General features: G+C 63.6%; 16 protein-coding genes and 1 pseudogene. 11 read left to right on the top strand and 6 right to left on the bottom strand.

Going from position 1 to position 15,991, the window contains the following annotated elements; translation table 11 throughout:
- Positions 1–164: 164 nt before the first annotated feature.
- On the bottom strand, positions 165–1,049 hold the full coding sequence (locus GWG65_RS30065) for a dihydrodipicolinate synthase family protein (protein ID WP_275199116.1): 885 nt from the start codon (positions 1,047–1,049) through the stop codon (positions 165–167).
- A gap of 174 nt (positions 1,050–1,223) precedes the next feature.
- On the opposite strand from GWG65_RS30065, the gene GWG65_RS30060 reads away from it, so the two are divergent.
- On the top strand, positions 1,224–2,636 hold the full coding sequence (locus GWG65_RS30060) for an FAD-binding oxidoreductase (RefSeq protein ID WP_275199115.1): 1,413 nt from the start codon (positions 1,224–1,226) through the stop codon (positions 2,634–2,636).
- Positions 2,637–2,650: 14 nt separating this feature from the next.
- Positions 2,651–3,331 carry a GntR family transcriptional regulator gene (locus GWG65_RS30055; RefSeq protein WP_275199114.1) on the top strand — a complete coding sequence of 227 codons (681 nt, stop codon included), beginning with the start codon at positions 2,651–2,653 and terminating at the stop codon, positions 3,329–3,331.
- Between the two features lie 7 nt (positions 3,332–3,338).
- On the opposite strand, the gene GWG65_RS30050 is transcribed toward GWG65_RS30055, so the two are convergent.
- Entirely contained in the window at positions 3,339–3,503 is a 165-nt protein-coding gene (locus GWG65_RS30050; protein WP_275199113.1) for a hypothetical protein, read from the bottom strand.
- 332 nt (positions 3,504–3,835) lie between these two features.
- Between GWG65_RS30050 and GWG65_RS30045 the strand changes: the two genes are divergently transcribed.
- Positions 3,836–5,860: a YgiQ family radical SAM protein gene (locus GWG65_RS30045; protein WP_275199112.1), complete on the top strand. Its 2,025-nt coding sequence runs from the start codon at positions 3,836–3,838 to the stop codon at positions 5,858–5,860.
- A 531-nt stretch (positions 5,861–6,391) separates the two neighbouring features.
- Here GWG65_RS30045 and GWG65_RS30035 read toward each other — a convergent pair.
- Complete coding sequence (locus GWG65_RS30035; RefSeq protein WP_275199133.1) at positions 6,392–7,018, bottom strand: NADPH-dependent F420 reductase; 627 nt, start codon at positions 7,016–7,018, stop codon at positions 6,392–6,394.
- 231 nt (positions 7,019–7,249) lie between these two features.
- On the opposite strand from GWG65_RS30035, the gene GWG65_RS30030 reads away from it, so the two are divergent.
- The 3 genes from GWG65_RS30030 to GWG65_RS30020 all read left to right on the top strand — a co-directional run bounded on the left by GWG65_RS30030 (position 7,250) and on the right by GWG65_RS30020 (position 9,581).
- Positions 7,250–7,387, top strand: coding sequence for a hypothetical protein (locus tag GWG65_RS30030; protein ID WP_275199111.1), 138 nt, complete (start codon positions 7,250–7,252; stop codon positions 7,385–7,387).
- Complete coding sequence (locus GWG65_RS30025; RefSeq protein ID WP_275199110.1) at positions 7,388–8,317, top strand: LysR family transcriptional regulator; 930 nt, start codon at positions 7,388–7,390, stop codon at positions 8,315–8,317.
- A gap of 526 nt (positions 8,318–8,843) precedes the next feature.
- Entirely contained in the window at positions 8,844–9,581 is a 738-nt protein-coding gene (locus GWG65_RS30020) for an SDR family oxidoreductase (protein WP_275199109.1), read from the top strand.
- 251 nt (positions 9,582–9,832) lie between these two features.
- Here GWG65_RS30020 and GWG65_RS30015 read toward each other — a convergent pair whose 3' ends face one another.
- Both GWG65_RS30015 and GWG65_RS30010 read right to left on the bottom strand, forming a co-directional pair.
- Positions 9,833–10,435 (bottom strand): NADPH-dependent F420 reductase, encoded by a 603-nt coding sequence (locus tag GWG65_RS30015; RefSeq protein WP_275199108.1) that lies wholly within the window; start codon positions 10,433–10,435, stop codon positions 9,833–9,835.
- Positions 10,436–10,618: 183 nt separating this feature from the next.
- Complete coding sequence (locus tag GWG65_RS30010; protein ID WP_275199107.1) at positions 10,619–11,353, bottom strand: SDR family oxidoreductase; 735 nt, start codon at positions 11,351–11,353, stop codon at positions 10,619–10,621.
- 202 nt (positions 11,354–11,555) lie between these two features.
- On the opposite strand from GWG65_RS30010, the gene GWG65_RS30005 reads away from it, so the two are divergent.
- From GWG65_RS30005 to GWG65_RS29990, 4 genes and pseudogenes are all read left to right on the top strand, one after another.
- Positions 11,556–12,035 (top strand): MarR family transcriptional regulator, encoded by a 480-nt coding sequence (locus tag GWG65_RS30005; protein ID WP_275199106.1) that lies wholly within the window; start codon positions 11,556–11,558, stop codon positions 12,033–12,035.
- Between the two features lie 179 nt (positions 12,036–12,214).
- A pseudogene (locus GWG65_RS40500) lies at positions 12,215–12,413 on the top strand (IS21-like element helper ATPase IstB); the annotation flags it as partial.
- Positions 12,414–12,609: 196 nt separating this feature from the next.
- Complete coding sequence (locus GWG65_RS29995) at positions 12,610–13,068, top strand: Rrf2 family transcriptional regulator (RefSeq protein ID WP_275199105.1); 459 nt, start codon at positions 12,610–12,612, stop codon at positions 13,066–13,068.
- The gene (locus GWG65_RS29990; protein WP_275199104.1) at positions 13,068–13,778 is read left to right on the top strand and encodes a class I SAM-dependent methyltransferase; all 711 of its coding nucleotides are present in this window, start codon (positions 13,068–13,070) and stop codon (positions 13,776–13,778) included. The genes GWG65_RS29995 and GWG65_RS29990 overlap by 1 nt, the downstream gene beginning before the upstream one ends.
- Before the next feature lie 317 nt (positions 13,779–14,095).
- Here GWG65_RS29990 and GWG65_RS29985 read toward each other — a convergent pair whose 3' ends face one another.
- Positions 14,096–14,242, bottom strand: a complete 147-nt coding sequence (locus GWG65_RS29985; RefSeq protein WP_275199134.1) for a hypothetical protein — start codon at positions 14,240–14,242, stop codon at positions 14,096–14,098.
- A gap of 390 nt (positions 14,243–14,632) precedes the next feature.
- Between GWG65_RS29985 and GWG65_RS29980 the strand changes: the two genes are divergently transcribed.
- A complete protein-coding gene (locus GWG65_RS29980; RefSeq protein ID WP_275199103.1) occupies positions 14,633–15,655 on the top strand; it encodes an LLM class flavin-dependent oxidoreductase in 1,023 nt (340 codons plus the stop codon).
- Positions 15,656–15,991 lie beyond the last annotated feature (336 nt).

Below are 15,991 nucleotides of genomic sequence, written 5' to 3'. Positions count from 1 at the left end.
ACAGCCACAGCGGATCAAGAGAACCGTAGACGGGTTTGAATCGCTCTAGTGTTGAATCGTTCTAGGCGCAGATGAGCGCAAAACGGCAATCACCGATTGATGTCGTGGGAACCGTGACACCCTCCGCGCGAATTCGCGGCCGCGCGGCGCGGCGTTGTACGATTTCACACGTTGGCGAGAGCCACCAACTCGTCGAGCTTGCGCTTGAGCGCGGTGCCGTCAGACAGGGCACGCAGCGGCGGACGCACGCGCAGCCAGGCGGCATCGCCGGTCTGCGCCGCGAGAATGGCCTTGAGTGTCGCGAGGAAGGATGGCGTCTTCACCACGATGTCGACCGCGGCCTGCATGCGCGCTTCGACATCCTTGCCGTCGATCATCGCCTTGACCAGCTCCGGCGCGATATTGGCCATGCCGCAGATCGTGCCAGCCCCGCCGGCGGCAATAGCGCGGGCGATGTCGGTTTCATTGCCAACGGTGATGGCGAGCTCGGGAGCGGCGGCGCGGAACGCCTGGAACTGCTTGAAGTCGCCGCTGGAGTCCTTCAACCCTGCGATCAGCTTGCCATAGCGCTTGCGCAAATTCGCGGCGACGCTGATCGGAATCGCAACGCCCGAGACCTGCGGGATGTGATAGAGCGAAGCGCGCAGGCGTTCGTCGGCAGCGCCGTCGATGATCGCGGCGAAAGCATCCTCGATGCCCTCAGGCGTAACGCTGCGGTCGAAGTAGGGCGGCAGGTACAGCACGTGGCGCAGGCCGAGACCGAGCACGGCGCGGGTCAGCGCGATGCTGTCGCTGATAGCGGGAAAGCCGCCGCCGATTCCGATGCGCTCCGCGGGGACGCCGGCCTTGAGCACGGCCTCGATGGTCGCGACGCGCTCGGCGACATTGAACGAGGTGCCCTCGCCGGTGGTGCCGAACAGCACGACGCCGTCGACGGCTTTGCTGAAGAGCTGCTTGGCGTGGCCGGCGAGCCTGGCGGTGTCCACGCTGCCGTCCGGCGCAAGCGGCGTCGCCGACGCCACCCAGAACCCGCGAATTGCCTCCGTCATCACACCACCCATTGCTGCGGCTCGGACTAAGCCTCTGATCCGTAACGATCTTCAGAGCCTGCTGGAGCCTTGTTTTTGCTTTACTTTTGGTCTTGTACCTTACATACAAGGCGGGCGCAATTCCCTTGCCGCATGGGCGCCGTTGGGCGCTTCCCGATCTTGATGAGGTCTCGGATGGACATGGCGACCCCCGTCGAACATTCCGACCGATTGCTCGGCGCTCTGCGCGAAAAGCTCGGAGCCGCCGCCGTGCTGACGGGCAGCGACGTGCCCGCACGCAATTGCAACGACTGGAGCGCGAGCCTGCCGCAGACGCCGCTCGCCGTGATCCGTCCGCTCGACGCACAAGGCGTCGCCGACGCGATTCTGACATGCCGCAAGGCGCGGCTGCCCTTCGTGCCGCAGGGCGGATTGACCGGACTCTGCCGCGGCGCCTCGCCGGAACCAGGCTGGGTCGCAATCTCGCTCGAACGCATGACCGGCATCGAGGAGATCGATCGCGCCTCGGCAACGATGACGGTGAAGGCCGGCACGCCGCTGGAGACGATCCAGAAGGCCGCCGACGAGGCCGGATTCTTCTTTCCGCTCGATCTCGGCTCGCGCGGCTCCTGCGCTATCGGCGGCAACCTCTCGACCAATGCCGGCGGCAACCGCGTGATCCGCTACGGCATGACGCGCGAGCTGGTGCTCGGCCTAGAGGTGGTGCTGCCCGACGGCACCATCATCACCAGTCTCAACAAGCTGATGAAGAACAATGCCGGCTACGATTTGAAGCATCTCTTCATCGGCTCGGAAGGCACGCTTGGCATCATCACCCGCGTGGTGCTACGGCTGTTTCCAAAACCGCGCTCGACCATGGCCGCGCTGTGCGCGCTGAAGGACTATGCCGCGGTGATCGCATTGCTCGATGCGGCACGCAGCGGGCTCGGTCCGCTGCTGTCGGCGTTCGAGGTGATGTGGCCGGACTATTGGCACGTGATCACGGCGCGCGCCGGGGTCAAGCCGCCGGTGGCCGCCGGCCACGGTCTCTACGTGCTGGTGGAGGCGCAGGGCACCGACGAGAGCCTGGATGCGCCGCGCTTCCAGAGCTGGCTCGAAGAGTTGGTGGAGCGCGGTCTGCTCGTGGACGCTGCGGTGGCGCAATCGCTGGCGCAGACGCAAGGATTCTGGCGCGTGCGCGACATCTGCGCCGAATTCGGTCAGGTGCTGGGGCCGCACGTCTCCTACGACATCGGGCTTGCGGTGGCGCGGATGGACGCGTTCGTCACGCGCTGCAAGGCGGCGCTCGCCGATGGCATCAAGGGATGCGAGAGCGTCTATTACGGCCATATCGGCGACGGCAACCTCCACCTCGTCTCCTGGGTCACCGGTCTCTCGGTCGAGCAACAGCCGAAGGAAGAGATGGACACGATCGTCTACGGCCTCGTGCGTGAGATGGGCGGCAGCATCTCCGCCGAACACGGCATCGGCACGCTGAAGAAGAAATGGCTGGGGCATGCCCGCAGCGAAGCCGAGATCGCGCTGATGCGGACGCTGAAGGCCGCGCTTGATCCCGATCATCTGCTCAACCCCGGCAAGGTGATCTGACCCAGGGATAGCCGATGAGATCGCTCAAGCTCGATACGCCGAAATCGCTGTCGCAGCGGGTGATGCAGCGGCTGCGCCAGGCGATCATCGACGGCGAGTTCGCGCTCGGCGCCGACATCTCCGAGGAGATGGTGGCCAATTCCCTCGGCGTCAGCCGCACGCCGGTGCGCGAGGCGATGGGACAGTTGCAGGCGCAAGGGCTCGTGGTGATCAGGCCGCAAGTCGGCAGCTTCGTGTTCACCCCGAGCGCCGAGGACATCAACGCGCTCTGCACCTTCAGGATCGCGCTCGAGCCCAAGGCCGCCGAGCTCGCGTTCCGTCACGACCGCGACGGCGCGGTGGCGACGATGAGCGCCGCGATTGCGGCGATGGAGCCGGCGGTCGCGGCCAAGGACAATATCGCATACGGCCGCGCCGACGCCGCCTTTCACGAAGCGCTGTTCGCGCATTGCGGCAACCGCTATCTCGTCGAATCCTACCAGCTCGTCTCGGGCCGCGTCGCCGCGCTGCGCACCAACCTGACCTCGCCGATCGACGTGCGCACCCGCACGTCGTTCGACGAGCATCGCAAGCTGCTCGATCTGTTGGGCCGCGGCGAGTTTGCGGCGTTCGAACAGCTGATGACGACGCACATCACCAATTCCGGCGTGACCTATGCCAAAGCCTTGAAAATGGAGGCGCTGAAGATGGATTGAGCGGCCGCTACTGCGCGTCGCTCGGTCCCGGCCTGTCCAGAAAATCCAGTGCGGTGTTGATCTGTTCGAGCTGTTGCTCGATCCTGTCGCGCTCCTCGAGCGACTGCGTCCTTTCGAGCTGTTCCACCAGCTGCTGCTTCCGCGACAGCAAATTCTCTATGACTGTACTCACAGCTCCCCCATCGACCGAGGCGGCGCGACGCAACCATCGCCATGGTGGGCGCGAGCGCCGTGATTGCGGACGCGCGCGAACCGGGCCGGCGCGTCGATCCCTCGACCTGAATGTTCGCGGAGCCCTTTGGTTCCGTGTGCTGCGCCTAACGCGTCGCGATGGCGCCGGCGAGTTGCATCGCTGCAACATGCGTGCAGGTGAGGGAGACCGAGAACACTGCCAGCGGCGCGCACAGCATGCAGAGCTTCATTCGCGCCACCGGGAACCGCGACCCGCTCGCGCAGCACATCGTTGGTTGTCTTCGCGGGCCCGCAGGCTTATGCGTAGGCGCCATGAACACCCCTGCCATCGCCGAAAAGCCCCTGATGTCGCGGTCTCCTGACCGTGCGCGCAAACCCGCGCCGTTCCTCCCCATGAGCCGCGCCGAGATGGACGCGCTGGGCTGGGATGCCTGCGACATCGTGCTTGTGACCGGCGATGCCTATGTCGACCATCCCAGCTTCGGCATGGCCATCATCGGCCGGCTGCTGGAGGCGCAAGGCTTCAGGGTCGGCATCATCTCCCAGCCCGACTGGCATTCGGCCGAGCCGTTCAGAGCGCTTGGCAAGCCAAAGGTGTTCTTCGGCGTCACCGGCGGCAACATGGACTCCATGGTGAACCGCTACACGGCGGACCGCCGCTTGCGTCATGACGACGCCTATACGGCGGGCGGCGAAGGCGGCAAGCGGCCGGACCGCTGCACCATCGTCTATGCCCAGCGCTGCCGCGAGGCGTTCAAAGACGTGCCGGTCGTGCTCGGCGGCATCGAGGCGTCGCTGCGCCGGATCGCGCATTACGACTATTGGTCCGACAAGGTGCGCCGCTCGGTGCTGGCCGACGCCAAGGCCGACCTGCTGCTCTACGGCAATGCCGAGCGCGCGGTCGTCGAGGTGGCGAACCGGCTTGCCGCCGGGCAAGCGCCGCGCGAGCTCGACGACATCAGGGGCGTCGCGCTGTTCCGCCGCGTGCCCGAGGATTATTCGGAGCTGCACGCCGACGATCTCGATTCCGCCGACGAGGGTGCGGCGCGCCAGGCCGGAGCCACCGTGATCCGGCTGCCGGCGCTGGACCAGGTCGAGCAGGATCGCGAAGCCTATGCACGCGCCTCACGCGTGCTGCACCGGGAGAGCAATCCCGGCAATGCGCGGCCGCTGGTGCAGCGGCACGGCGACCGCGACCTGTGGCTCAACCCGCCGCCGATCCCGCTCAGCACCGACGAGATGGACGCGGTCTACGACCTGCCCTATGCGCGCGCGCCGCATCCGTCCTATGGCGAAGCAAAAATCCCCGCCTGGGACATGATCAAATTCTCGGTGACGATCATGCGCGGCTGTTTTGGCGGCTGCACCTTCTGCTCGATTACCGAGCACGAAGGCCGCATCATCCAGAACCGCTCGGAGGGGTCGATCCTGCGCGAGATCGAAAAGATCCGCGACAAGACCCCGGGCTTCACCGGCGTGATCTCCGACATCGGCGGTCCCACCGCCAACATGTACCGGATGGCGTGCAAGGATCCGAAGGTCGAGGCGGCGTGCCGGCGGCCGTCCTGCGTCTTCCCCGAGATCTGCCCAAACCTCAACACCTCGCATGACGATCTGATCCGGCTCTATCGCAAGGTGCGCGAGACCAAGGGCATCAAGAAGGTGATGGTCGCCTCCGGCGTGCGCTACGATCTCGCGGTCGAAAGCCCCGAATACATCAAGGAGCTCGTCACCCATCACGTCGGCGGTTACCTGAAGATCGCGCCCGAGCATACCGAGCGCGGCCCGCTCGACAAGATGATGAAGCCGGGTATCGGCGCCTACAACAAGTTCAAGCGGATGTTCGACGCCGCGGCCGAACAGGCCGGCAAGAAATATTACCTGATCCCATATTTCATCGCGGCGCATCCGGGCACGACCGACGAAGACATGATGAACCTCGCGCTCTGGCTGAAGAAGAATCGCTATCGCGCCGATCAGGTGCAGACCTTCCTGCCCTCGCCGATGGCGACCGCAACCGCGATGTACCACACCGGCGTCAATCCGCTGCGCGGCGTGCGGCGCGGCGGCAGCGACAAGGTCGAGGCGATCAAGGGCCTGCGCCAGCGCCGCCTGCACAAGGCGTTCCTGCGCTACCACGACCCCGACAATTGGCCGGTGCTGCGCGATGCGCTGAAAGCGATGGGCCGCACCGATCTGATCGGCTCCCGCCCCGACCAGCTCGTCCCCGCGCACCAGCCCCCCGGCACCGGCAAGGCCGCCGGCACGCGGCGGCCGGTGCGCCCCGGCGACAAGGCGCAGCGCTTCACGACCAAGGGCCTGCGGGTGATGAAGTAGCGGGCCGGATGAGATCCGGTTCAGCCTGACGCTTCTGAGCCTCCAAAACAAAAAGTCGAAAAACAACCCCATGCACAGTAGCCGGCATGAGCCAGATCAATGGCTTACACGAGGTGCCTTGCCGGGCCGTTTGACCCGTCGGGCAAAACAGGCGCAGGATGGCATCGTCGGGCGCATGGGATGGGTCGAGCCTCTACCGCTACTCCGTATCGATACCCTCAAGCTTCACGCCGCGTCCCGCGCGCACGCGCCGACAGCCTTGGGTCCCACAATTGTTGCCCGGTGAGTAACGGTGGGGGTGATCAGCGCGCCCCGCAGGTCTGCGGTTGAATCCCGTTCGGCGCGGCCCGTTACAATGGCAAAGCGGAATACGGCACCAATAGTGCTGCGAGCGCGGGTCGCGGTCTCGTGCCGTCCGCGCTTCTCTATCTTCCGCAATGCGTCAAGGATTCCCGTCGATGTCATTGAGCGCATGGATGGTCGACGTTTGGGATCTTACTTCTCGGGCCAAATCACACGGTCGCAGATCGATTACTGCTCCTTCTTGAACAAATCCTGGAAGATGAGCTGGCCCCAAGTGCGGCCGCGTGCGTGCACCAGCGCGCCACCCTCGTTGAGCTTTCCCAGCTCGACGGGTGCGAACCCGAGTTGTTTGGCCAAGGCCGCCACGGGAGCGGTCGCGTCCTCGTCATCGCTCGACAGAAAGACGACCCGGTGGCCGCCCTCGACGATCGGATCGGCAGCCAGGGTGGCCGCAACCAGGTGATTGAAACCTTTCACGAGCTTGGCGCCAGTGAATGCCTTCGCGACGACGACGGAGGACGGGAGACCGTCCAGCTCTTCAAGGGGAACTCCAAACGCGTTCGTCGCGTCGATGACCGTCTTGCCTTTCCAGCTCGGCAGGGCCTTCGCAACCTCGCGGTGCTTCCCGAACGGGACCGCCAGGATGATCGTGTCGGCCTCGAGTGCATCCCGCAGCGACTTGGCGACGACCGTGGGTCCAATCGCCCGAGCCTGCGGCGCCAACGCCTCGGGCGGCCGGCGGCTCGCGACGGTCACGTCGATGTTTTTACGGGCGAAGGCGTGGGCGAGGGCCTGGCCTATCTTACCGAATCCTACAATCGCATAGCTCATAACGCTTCTCCGATCCGTGTTGATATTGATTCCCCGGCCTCAGCCTTCACGGAACCTGTGCGCCATCAAATGGGCCGCTCCGGATGTTCCAGAAGAGCCGAAAGCGGCATTCTTTCCAGTCCGGGTTGGAATGGTCGACCGACTCTCGTGATCACCACCCGCTATGGCGCCACCCCCACTCTTAGCGGGCCTTACGGGATCGCCTCGTTTGCTCTAGTAGTAGAATCCTTACTGTAGAAAACGAGGAGCGGAGTCATGGGACGACCCAGAGAGTTCGATCTCGACGCGGCGATCGACCTCGCGATTCGCGCGCAGTCCGGTGCGACACACAAGGATCTGTGTCGGATGATCGACGGGATGCTGGCCGACTGGCCCGTGCCGAAGGAAGCGTAGATGGACCGGCTCGATCAGATGCGCCTCTTCATACGCGTGGTGGAGACCGCAAGTTTTTCCAAGGCCGGGAAGGCGGAGGGCGTGGTGCAATCAACGGTCAGCAAACAGGTCTCCGCACTGGAGGCGATGTTCGGCGTACAGCTCTTGCGCCGGACATCGAGAGGCATGAGCGTCACGGAAAGTGGCCTGGATTTCTACAAATTCGCCGTCGGGATGCTCGCCGACCTCGAGGCGGCGCGAATACGCATTGGCCAAGGGCAGTTCCGCGGCCGTCTGCGGGTGACGGCCTTCGCGGACCTTGCCAGCCGGTTCATCGTACCGCGCTTGCCGGAGTTTCTCGCGACCTATCCCGAGGTGTCGATCGATCTCGACGTATCGGAGCGCCTAGTGAGCCTGAGCGAGGACGGATATGACGTCGCGATCCGCGGAGGCGACTTGACCGATGCGACACTGATCGCTCGGCAGATCGGCGTGATACGGGCGGTCGCTGTCGCAAGCCCCAGCTATCTCCAGCGCTATGGCGAACCAACTTCACCGCACGAACTGAAGGAACACGCGGTCGTCGGACTCATCTCGAACGGTCAGCAGTTCTCCTGGCCCTTCGACACCCCGGAAGGCCGTCTCCTCCTCGCGCCGAGCGCCAGGGTCCGCACGAACGATGCCGCTAGCATACGAGTCGCCGTGAAGGCGGGCCTCGGCATTTGCTTCGGACCGAGTTGGCTGTTCGAAGACGAATTGCGATCGGGAGACGTCATACAGATCCTCGCCGAGCATTCCTTGGCGACTTTTCCAATCCACGCGATCCGCCCCGTAGGCCGTCGACCGAGCAGCAAGGTCACCGCTTTCATCGATTTCGTGGCCGAACTTCTCGCCAACGAGCCGCACCTCAGCATGCCGTTGGCGGCGAAGCGCGTTCGAGCCCTCGCCTAACTCGTTCGTATTCGTCGTCCCCTTCGCCCGGCAGCCGCTCCAACTTCCAAGGGGAAACCAACCGATGGAGCGATAGAGCGGCCGCGGACAGGGTGCTGCACGTCCGGTCCGAATGTGCATCGGGATGGAAACGCAGCACGCGCGGCGTGATTTCCGGCGGCAAGGCTAGACGGCGAATGCGGGAGAGATAGGTTTTTTGCGACCGTGCCGGCGTCGTTTTCTACCGGATGCTCACCTATAAGCGCGGCATTCCTTATGCGACTTTGGCGCAGGCCTTTCGGAGGCCTGATCTCCTACAAGCGTGGTGATTACGAAAGTCGGTCGGCCATTCCAACCCGGACTAGAAAGAATGCCGCCTTCGGCTCTTCTGGAATATCCGGAGCGGCTCATTTGATGGCGCACAGGTTCTGTGAAGGCTGACGGTCGGACGCGTTGCTCGTGTCGACGACCTTCGGGTGTCGAAGCACCGACGTCTGTCCGCCTGTGCCTCCGCGAACTATGGAGTGATTATGGAAAGGTCTGAAACGTGGCGAAGCTGAATGGAAAAGTAGCGGTAATTACCGGTGGTACCTCCGGCATGGCGCTTGCGACGGCGCAACTGTTCGTCGAAGAGGGGGCCTATGTATTCATCACCGGCCGGCGGCAGGAGAAACTCGACGAGGCGGTGAAGGCGATTGGCCGCAACGTGACCGGCGTTCGCGCCGACTCCGCCAACCTGGCGGACCTCGACTGGCTCTACGAGAAGGTGAAATCCGAAAAGGGCCATATCGACATCGTCTTCGCCAGCGCCGGCGGCGGAGAAGTCGACAAGCCGATCGGGTTGATCTCGGAGCAGTTGGTCGACGATACGCTCAATCTCAACGTCCGCGGTACGCTGTTCACTGTCCAAAAGGCGCTGCCCCTAATGCGCGAGGGCGGCTCGATCATCCTCAACGCCTCGAACTCGCACCTCAAGGGATATGCTGGAGCAAGCCTGTACGCGGCTGCCAAGGCGGCGGTCAGGTCGTTCGCGCGAAGCTGGACGAATGACTTGAAGGACCGCAAAATCCGGGTGAACAGCATTAGTCCGGGAGCGATCGGCGACACGGCTGCCTTCGCCGGAATTGCCAAGGAGTTGACGGACTTCTTCGTCACGCTGGTTCCGTTGGGACGCTTCGGGCTTTCTCAGGAGATCGCGGCTGCGGTACTCTATCTCGCCTCGGACGACAGTCGTTTCACGACGGCCATCGATCTCGTTGTCGACGGGGGCATGTCGCAGGTCTGACCCCGACGCGGTCCTGCGGCTTGGCCCTCGGTCGCGGGACCGCCTTTTCCGATCGCAACCCGGACGGCCATGTCACGGCTCGACCTCAATCGCGACCTTTCGCTAAGCCGGAGAGCTCGACCAGTTCTCGGCGTCGACCAGCAGTCTCCATACCACTTGAGGGGCGCCTTCACGTCGATGTCATTGAGCGCATGGATGGCCGACGTTTTGGGATCGTACCTCTCGGGCCAAATCACACGGTCGTAGATCGATTACTGCTCCTTCTTGAACAAATCCTGGAAGATGAGCTGGCCCCAAGTGCGGCCGCGTGCGTGCACCAGCGCGCCACCCTCGTTGAGCTTTCCCAGCTTGACGGGTGCGAACCCGAGTTGTTTGGCCAAGGCCGCCACGGGAGCGGTCGCGTCCTCGTCGTCACCAGACAGAAAGACGACCCGGTGCCCACCCTCGACGATCGGATCGGCAGCCAGGGTGGCCGCAACCAGGTGATTGAAACCTTTCACGAGCTTGGCGCCGGTGAACGCCTTCGCGATGACGGCGGAGGACGGGAGACCGCCCAGCTCTTCAAGGGGAACTCCAAACGCGTTCGTCGCGTCGATGACCGTCTTGCCTTCCCAGCTCGGCAGGGCCTTCGCAACCTCGCGATGCTCCCCGAACGGGACCGCCAAGATGATCGTGTCGGCCTCGAGTGCATCCCGCAGCGATTTGGCGACGACCGTGGGTCCAATCGCTCGAGCCTGCGGCGCCAACGCCTCGGGCGGGCGGCGGCTCGCGACGGTCACGTCGATGTTTTTACGGGCGAAGGCGTGGGCGAGGGCCTGGCCTATCTTACCGAATCCTACAATCGCATAGCTCATGATGCTTCTCCGATCTCGTGTTAGAACTAAAATTCGCGAAGCGAACGTTGGCCAGGTTGCTCGTCCAATCGATCAAGACCTGCGTGCACGGCTGGGAACGAGCAGCGACGGCGCTCTAGGCTCCGCGCAATGGTCGTCCCGCGACTGGCGGGCCGGAGGGACAGCCGCGGGACCGCGCCGGGGTCAGACGTGCGCCAAGCCCCCGTCGACAACGAGATCGATGGCCGTCGTGTAACTACTGTCGTCCGAGGCGAGATAGAGTACCGAAGCCGCGATATCCTTAGTAACCCCGAGGCGTCCCAACGGAACCTGCGAGACGAAGAAGTCCCTCGCCTCTTTAGGAATTGCGGCGGAGGCACCCGAGTCAATCACTCCCGGACTCATGCTGTTCACCCGGATTTTGCGGTCCTTCAACTCGCTCGCCCAGCTTCGCGCGAACGACCTGACCGCCGCCTTGGCAGCCGCGTACACGCTTATTCCGGGATATCCCTTGAGATGCGAAGCCGATGCGTTGAGGATGATCGAGCCGCCATCGCGCATGAGGGGCAGCGCCTTTTGGACGGTGAACAGCGTACCGCGAACGATGAGATTGAGCGTATCGTCGACCAACTTCTCCGACATCGACCCGATGGGATGGCCGACTTCTCCGTTGCCGGCGCTGGCGAAGACGATGTCGATGTGGCCCTTTTCGGATTTCACCTTCTCGTAGAGCCGGTCGAGGTCCGCCAGGTTGGCGGAGTCGGCGCGCACGCCGGTCACGTTGCGGCCAATCGCCTTCACCGCCTCGTCGAGTTTCTCCTGCCGCCGGCCGGTGATGAACACGTAGGCCCCCTCTTCGACGAACAGTTTCGCCGTCTCAAGTGCCATGCCGGAGGTACCACCCGTGATGACTGCAACCTTACCCTCAAGCTTTCCCATGACTTTTCACCTTTCGTCGTGCCGGACAGCGTCAACTGTTCTCATTTGCACACATGCGCTGTATGTTATGCATGATTAGATCGCATCAGATCTAATCGGATACGCTCTGAAATAATCTGCCGACCACGGCGATGTCAAGCACTTCCGATTTAATCGCGTCCGATTTATATTGATCGCATCATCACAAACTCAGGAGGCGCCGGTGACCCGCTCCCCAAAAGCCCAAGAGACGGCCCAGGCCAAAGGCCGAAAACTCTCGAATTTCCTGTGCTTTGCCGTCTATTCGGCCAATCTGGCCTTCGGCCGCGGCTACAAGCCGATCCTGGACGCGGTCGGACTGACCTACACTCAATACATCGCGATGGTGGCGCTGTCGGAGGCGGACGAGCAGACCGTCAGCGAACTCGGCGAGAAGCTGTTCCTGGAATCCAACACGCTGACGCCGATCCTCAAGAAGCTGGAGCAGACTGGCTATATCAGCCGCATCCGCGATCCCGCCGACGAGCGGCAGGTGAGGGTGAACCTGACCGCAGCCGGCCGGCGCCTGCTCGAGAACGATCTCGGTGGGGCACTGGTCGAGGCCTGCGGCTTGGGTGACGAGTTCTCCGTCGTGCAGAAGAACGTCGTCAGGCTCCGCGACAATCTGCTGCGCAACACCAGGGGCAAGCAGGATGAGACGTGATGCCGTTCGGCGTACCGCGGCGAGAGCCGGTGGTTGTTTTGAATCATTCGAGCATTGCTGACGCGCGGGCACCTAGGCGCAGTTGCCATTCCCTGTGGAGTCGTTGGAACAGCTCGATGGAATTGGTTGGCCTCACACACAAAAAAATGACCGTGAACAGCTGGACGTTGGCTGAATTCGCGTCGATCGACCGCTTGACCCACCATTGCGACATCGTCGAAACCGGCAACGACAGTTGGCGCTTCAAAAGCCGAGACGATGATCACGCAGCCCGCGCTCGCCACGTCTCCCGCAATCCCGGCCAGCTCCGACGAGGCGAGCGCTACCGCCAAACCACGCCGTTCAAAGGGATCAAAATTGGACGCCGATACGGGGTGAGGCGGGCGCAATCCCCGCAACTTCTCGATCCGGCTGCGACTTATCTTCTCGGGCTCGTGCCTCAGATGCGTTTCCAGCGCAGTACGAACGACCGCCCCGTATATGCGATTTCACGCGCTAGAAGTTCTTCAACAGCTTCTGGAGCGAGGACTGTCGCCAGTTGACTTGAGCGCCATCATGTAACATATAAAGTTATATGAGACGCGACAGCAAACTATCAGGCGTGCTCCACGTGCTGCTGCACATGGCGCAGCAGCCCGGTCCGTTCACGTCCGAGACCCTGGCGAAGGCCATGGACACCAACCCCGTGGTGATCCGGCGCATCATGGCGGGCCTGCGGGAGATCGGTTACGTCCGCTCCGAGAAGGGGCATGGCGGCGGCTGGACGCTGGCTTGCGACCTTTCGAAGGTGACGCTGCGCGACGTCTACGACGCGCTCGGCAGTCCCTCGCTGCTGGCGATGGGCAACCGGACGGAGGCGCCGGGCTGCCTCGTCGAGCAGGCCGTCAATGCAGCGCTGGACGAGGCATTCCACGATGCGGAGGCGCTGCTGCTGTCGCGCCTCGGCGAGGTGACGCTGGAAATGCTGAGCGACGACTTTCGCAAGCGCCTGGGGTCGCGAAAACCTCAGGGCATGAGCGCGCATCGCGTGTGATGAGCCGGTTCAGCAAGGACGACATCGTGACCAACATTCAAGACATGTTCGCCGATCCGCAAGCCGTGGCGAAATACACGGACGGGCCGCCGCGGTTCGTTCCGGGCTACAACGCCATGCTGTCCATGGCGGCGATTCTTCTGGGCGAGCGCGCGCGTAACGATGCACGGATACTCGTGCTCGGTGCCGGCGGCGGCCTGGAGCTGACGGCCTTCGCGCAAGCGCATCCCACCTGGCGCTTCGACGGCGTGGACCCGTCCGCGGCGATGCTGGGACTTGCCAGGCAAACGCTGGGATCGCTCGCGCCGCGCGCACATCTTCATCAGGGGTACATCGACGACGCCCCTGAAGGACCATTCGATGGCGCCACGTGCCTGTTGACCCTGCACTTCGTCGATGCCGGGGAGCGGCGCCGCATCACCTCGGAAATCCGCCGCCGCCTCAAGCCGCGCGCCCCCTTCGTGGTGGCGCATTTGAGCACCCCCGATGGCGAAGAGGAACGCCCGCTGTGGCTGTCGCGATATTCCGCGTTCCTGGCCGCGTCCGGTGTCGAGCCCGACCAGGCGGCCGCCGCACGGGAAGCGGTCACCAACCATCTGGCAATTCTGGCGCCGGAGCGGGACGAAGCGATCTTGCGTGACGCCGGCTTTTCCGACCCAACCCTGTTCTACACCGGCTTCACCTTTCGCGGGTGGGTGGCCTACGCTTGAGGCGTCACGGCTTCGTCAACACAGCCGGGCATCAATGCAAAGCCGGATGCGGCAGGGCGTGCACTCGTAAAATCGATGAGCCCGCGAGATATACCGCGTCCGTTCTGTCTTCGAATCCGGACATGGCCAGTTCGCCTCTGCGAGTCAGCAAGGGGCCCAATAGCAGATGCCCGCTACAAAACCGCCAACTCAGGCGGCCTGAAAGCCCCCCGCCGATCTGGTGATCCAGCCCCGTCAAGCGGGGAGCCCTCAGAGCGACGATCAGCGTCGCATCCATAGGCTAAGACCGTAGTATGACGATCAGATGAAACGTTCGCTCAGTGGACTTTGATGTCGTCCAGTGGAAGCCGAAGCTCCGCCGCGCGCTCTTGACGATCCTTCTTGCGGAACTCGTTCTCGCGGCGCTCGAACTCGGCAAGCTCCTTTTGGGCTGCCTCTATGGTGCGATCTCGCCGCTCCGACATTCGCTGCGTTCGTTCCGTCATAAGCTCACCCCGTCACCAATGCCGCACCCCGTGAAAATCTTGGGGCCATGAAATCTCCACTGCCGTAGGATTACGGATTTATGACGGCGGTGTTCGTCTCACGGAACGCCTGGGAGCGAAACTAGGCCACTCCAAAAACCAAAAGGTCGGAAACGGTCAACAAATCAGGCTGCGCTGAAGGCTGCTCTCGATGACGTCCACAAAGCACAATGGTTGAGCGCAGCGGACACCAAACGCAGCTATACCACGGCCAGGGCAGCCTGAGGCCTCCGAGCGATTGAGAAACAGGGCCGCGGAGGCGGCTCATCTTGCCGTCTTTCCTGCGGCCGACGTATCGCAAACTCTTCCGGTCATCCCTATGTTGCGCCCATGAAAAAGATCGGATTCCTCTCCTTCGGGCACTGGACGCCCTCGCCGCAATCGCAGACCCGTTCGGCCGCGGACACGCTGCTGCAATCCATCGAGCTCGCGGTGGCGGCGGAAGAGCTCGGCGCGGACGGCGCCTATTTTCGCGTGCACCATTTTGCGCGCCAGCTCGCCTCGCCCTTTCCTCTGCTGGCAGCGGTCGGCGCGAAGACCAGCAAGATCGAGATCGGCACGGCCGTGATCGACATGCGCTACGAGAACCCGCTCTACATGGTGGAGGACGCCGGCAGCGCCGATCTCATCGCCGGCGGGCGGCTCCAGCTCGGCATCAGCCGCGGCTCGCCCGAGCAGGTGATCGATGGCTGGCGCTATTTCGGTTATCAACCGGCCGAGGACCAGAGCGATGCCGACATGGGCCGGCGCCATGCCGAGGTCTTTCTCGACCTGCTGCGCGGCGAGGGTTTTGCAGAGCCCAATCCGCAGCCGATGTTTCCGAATCCGCCCGGTCTGCTGCGGCTCGAACCCCATTCGGAAGGCCTGCGCGAACGGATCTGGTGGGGTGCCGGCTCGAACGCGACGGCGGTGTGGGCTGCCAAGCACGGCATGAACTTGCAGAGCTCGACGCTGAAGAACGACGAGACCGGCGAGGCCTTTCATGTGCAGCAGGCGGCGCAAATCCGTAGCTATCGCGCCGCGTGGAAGGAAGCCGGCCACGCCCGCGAGCCGCGCGTGTCAGTGAGCCGCAGCATCTTCGCGCTGATGAACGATCGGGACCGCGCCTATTTCGGCGGCGAGCGTGGAGGCGAGGACCAGATCGGCTTCATCGACCCGCGCACCCGCGCGATCTTCGGCCGCTCCTATGCGGCGGAGCCGGATGTGCTGATCGAGCAGCTCCGGCAGGACGAAGCGATCGCCGAGGCTGATACGTTGCTGCTGACGGTGCCCAACCAGCTGGGTGTCGCGTACTGCGCGCATGCGATCGAAGCGATCTTGACGCACGTCGCGCCTGCGCTGGGGTGGCGGTGAGGCCATCTGGCTTCTCGCACTTCCCTCGTCATTGCGAGTTGGGACCGGCGGCGAGGCGCCGACCCGACGTAAACGAAAATGGGTCAGCACATCTGGTCGGATTCTGATCTGGAACCGACCACTTTCTTCCTAGCACAGCGAAGCAATCCAGACCGTCACCGCGGAGAGATTCTGGATTGCTTCGCTACGCTCGCAATGACGGAGGATGTTGAAGCGACACCGCGCCTACGAAGTCTTCATGTGGGGCGAGCCCTGCACCATGATGATCGCCACCCTCGCTCGCATTCCGCGAGACCGTAGCCCCTCACCCGGATCGCATCTTTCGATGCGATCCGA

It is taken from the genome of Bradyrhizobium sp. CSA207 (assembly GCF_029051685.1).
Classification (GTDB): Bacteria; Pseudomonadota; Alphaproteobacteria; order Rhizobiales; family Xanthobacteraceae; genus Bradyrhizobium.
This window is presented reverse-complemented; position numbering and strand designations above follow the sequence as displayed.

Excerpts from the sequence above, each read along its gene's own strand:
- GWG65_RS30065 (WP_275199116.1), bottom strand. The coding sequence starts at position 1,049 with ATGACGGAGGCAATTCGCGGGTTCTGGGTGGCGTCGGCGACGCCGCTT.
- GWG65_RS30055 (WP_275199114.1), top strand. The coding sequence starts at position 2,651 with ATGAGATCGCTCAAGCTCGATACGCCGAAATCGCTGTCGCAGCGGGTG.
- GWG65_RS30025 (WP_275199110.1), top strand. The coding sequence starts at position 7,388 with ATGGACCGGCTCGATCAGATGCGCCTCTTCATACGCGTGGTGGAGACC.
- GWG65_RS29995 (WP_275199105.1), top strand. The coding sequence starts at position 12,610 with ATGAGACGCGACAGCAAACTATCAGGCGTGCTCCACGTGCTGCTGCAC.
- GWG65_RS30045 (WP_275199112.1), top strand. The coding sequence starts at position 3,836 with ATGAACACCCCTGCCATCGCCGAAAAGCCCCTGATGTCGCGGTCTCCT.
- GWG65_RS30010 (WP_275199107.1), bottom strand. The coding sequence starts at position 11,353 with ATGGGAAAGCTTGAGGGTAAGGTTGCAGTCATCACGGGTGGTACCTCC.
- GWG65_RS30060 (WP_275199115.1), top strand. The coding sequence starts at position 1,224 with ATGGACATGGCGACCCCCGTCGAACATTCCGACCGATTGCTCGGCGCT.
- GWG65_RS29980 (WP_275199103.1), top strand. The coding sequence starts at position 14,633 with ATGAAAAAGATCGGATTCCTCTCCTTCGGGCACTGGACGCCCTCGCCG.
- GWG65_RS29985 (WP_275199134.1), bottom strand. The coding sequence starts at position 14,242 with ATGTCGGAGCGGCGAGATCGCACCATAGAGGCAGCCCAAAAGGAGCTT.
- GWG65_RS30015 (WP_275199108.1), bottom strand. The coding sequence starts at position 10,435 with ATGAGCTATGCGATTGTAGGATTCGGTAAGATAGGCCAGGCCCTCGCC.
- GWG65_RS29990 (WP_275199104.1), top strand. The coding sequence starts at position 13,068 with ATGAGCCGGTTCAGCAAGGACGACATCGTGACCAACATTCAAGACATG.
- GWG65_RS30030 (WP_275199111.1), top strand. The coding sequence starts at position 7,250 with ATGGGACGACCCAGAGAGTTCGATCTCGACGCGGCGATCGACCTCGCG.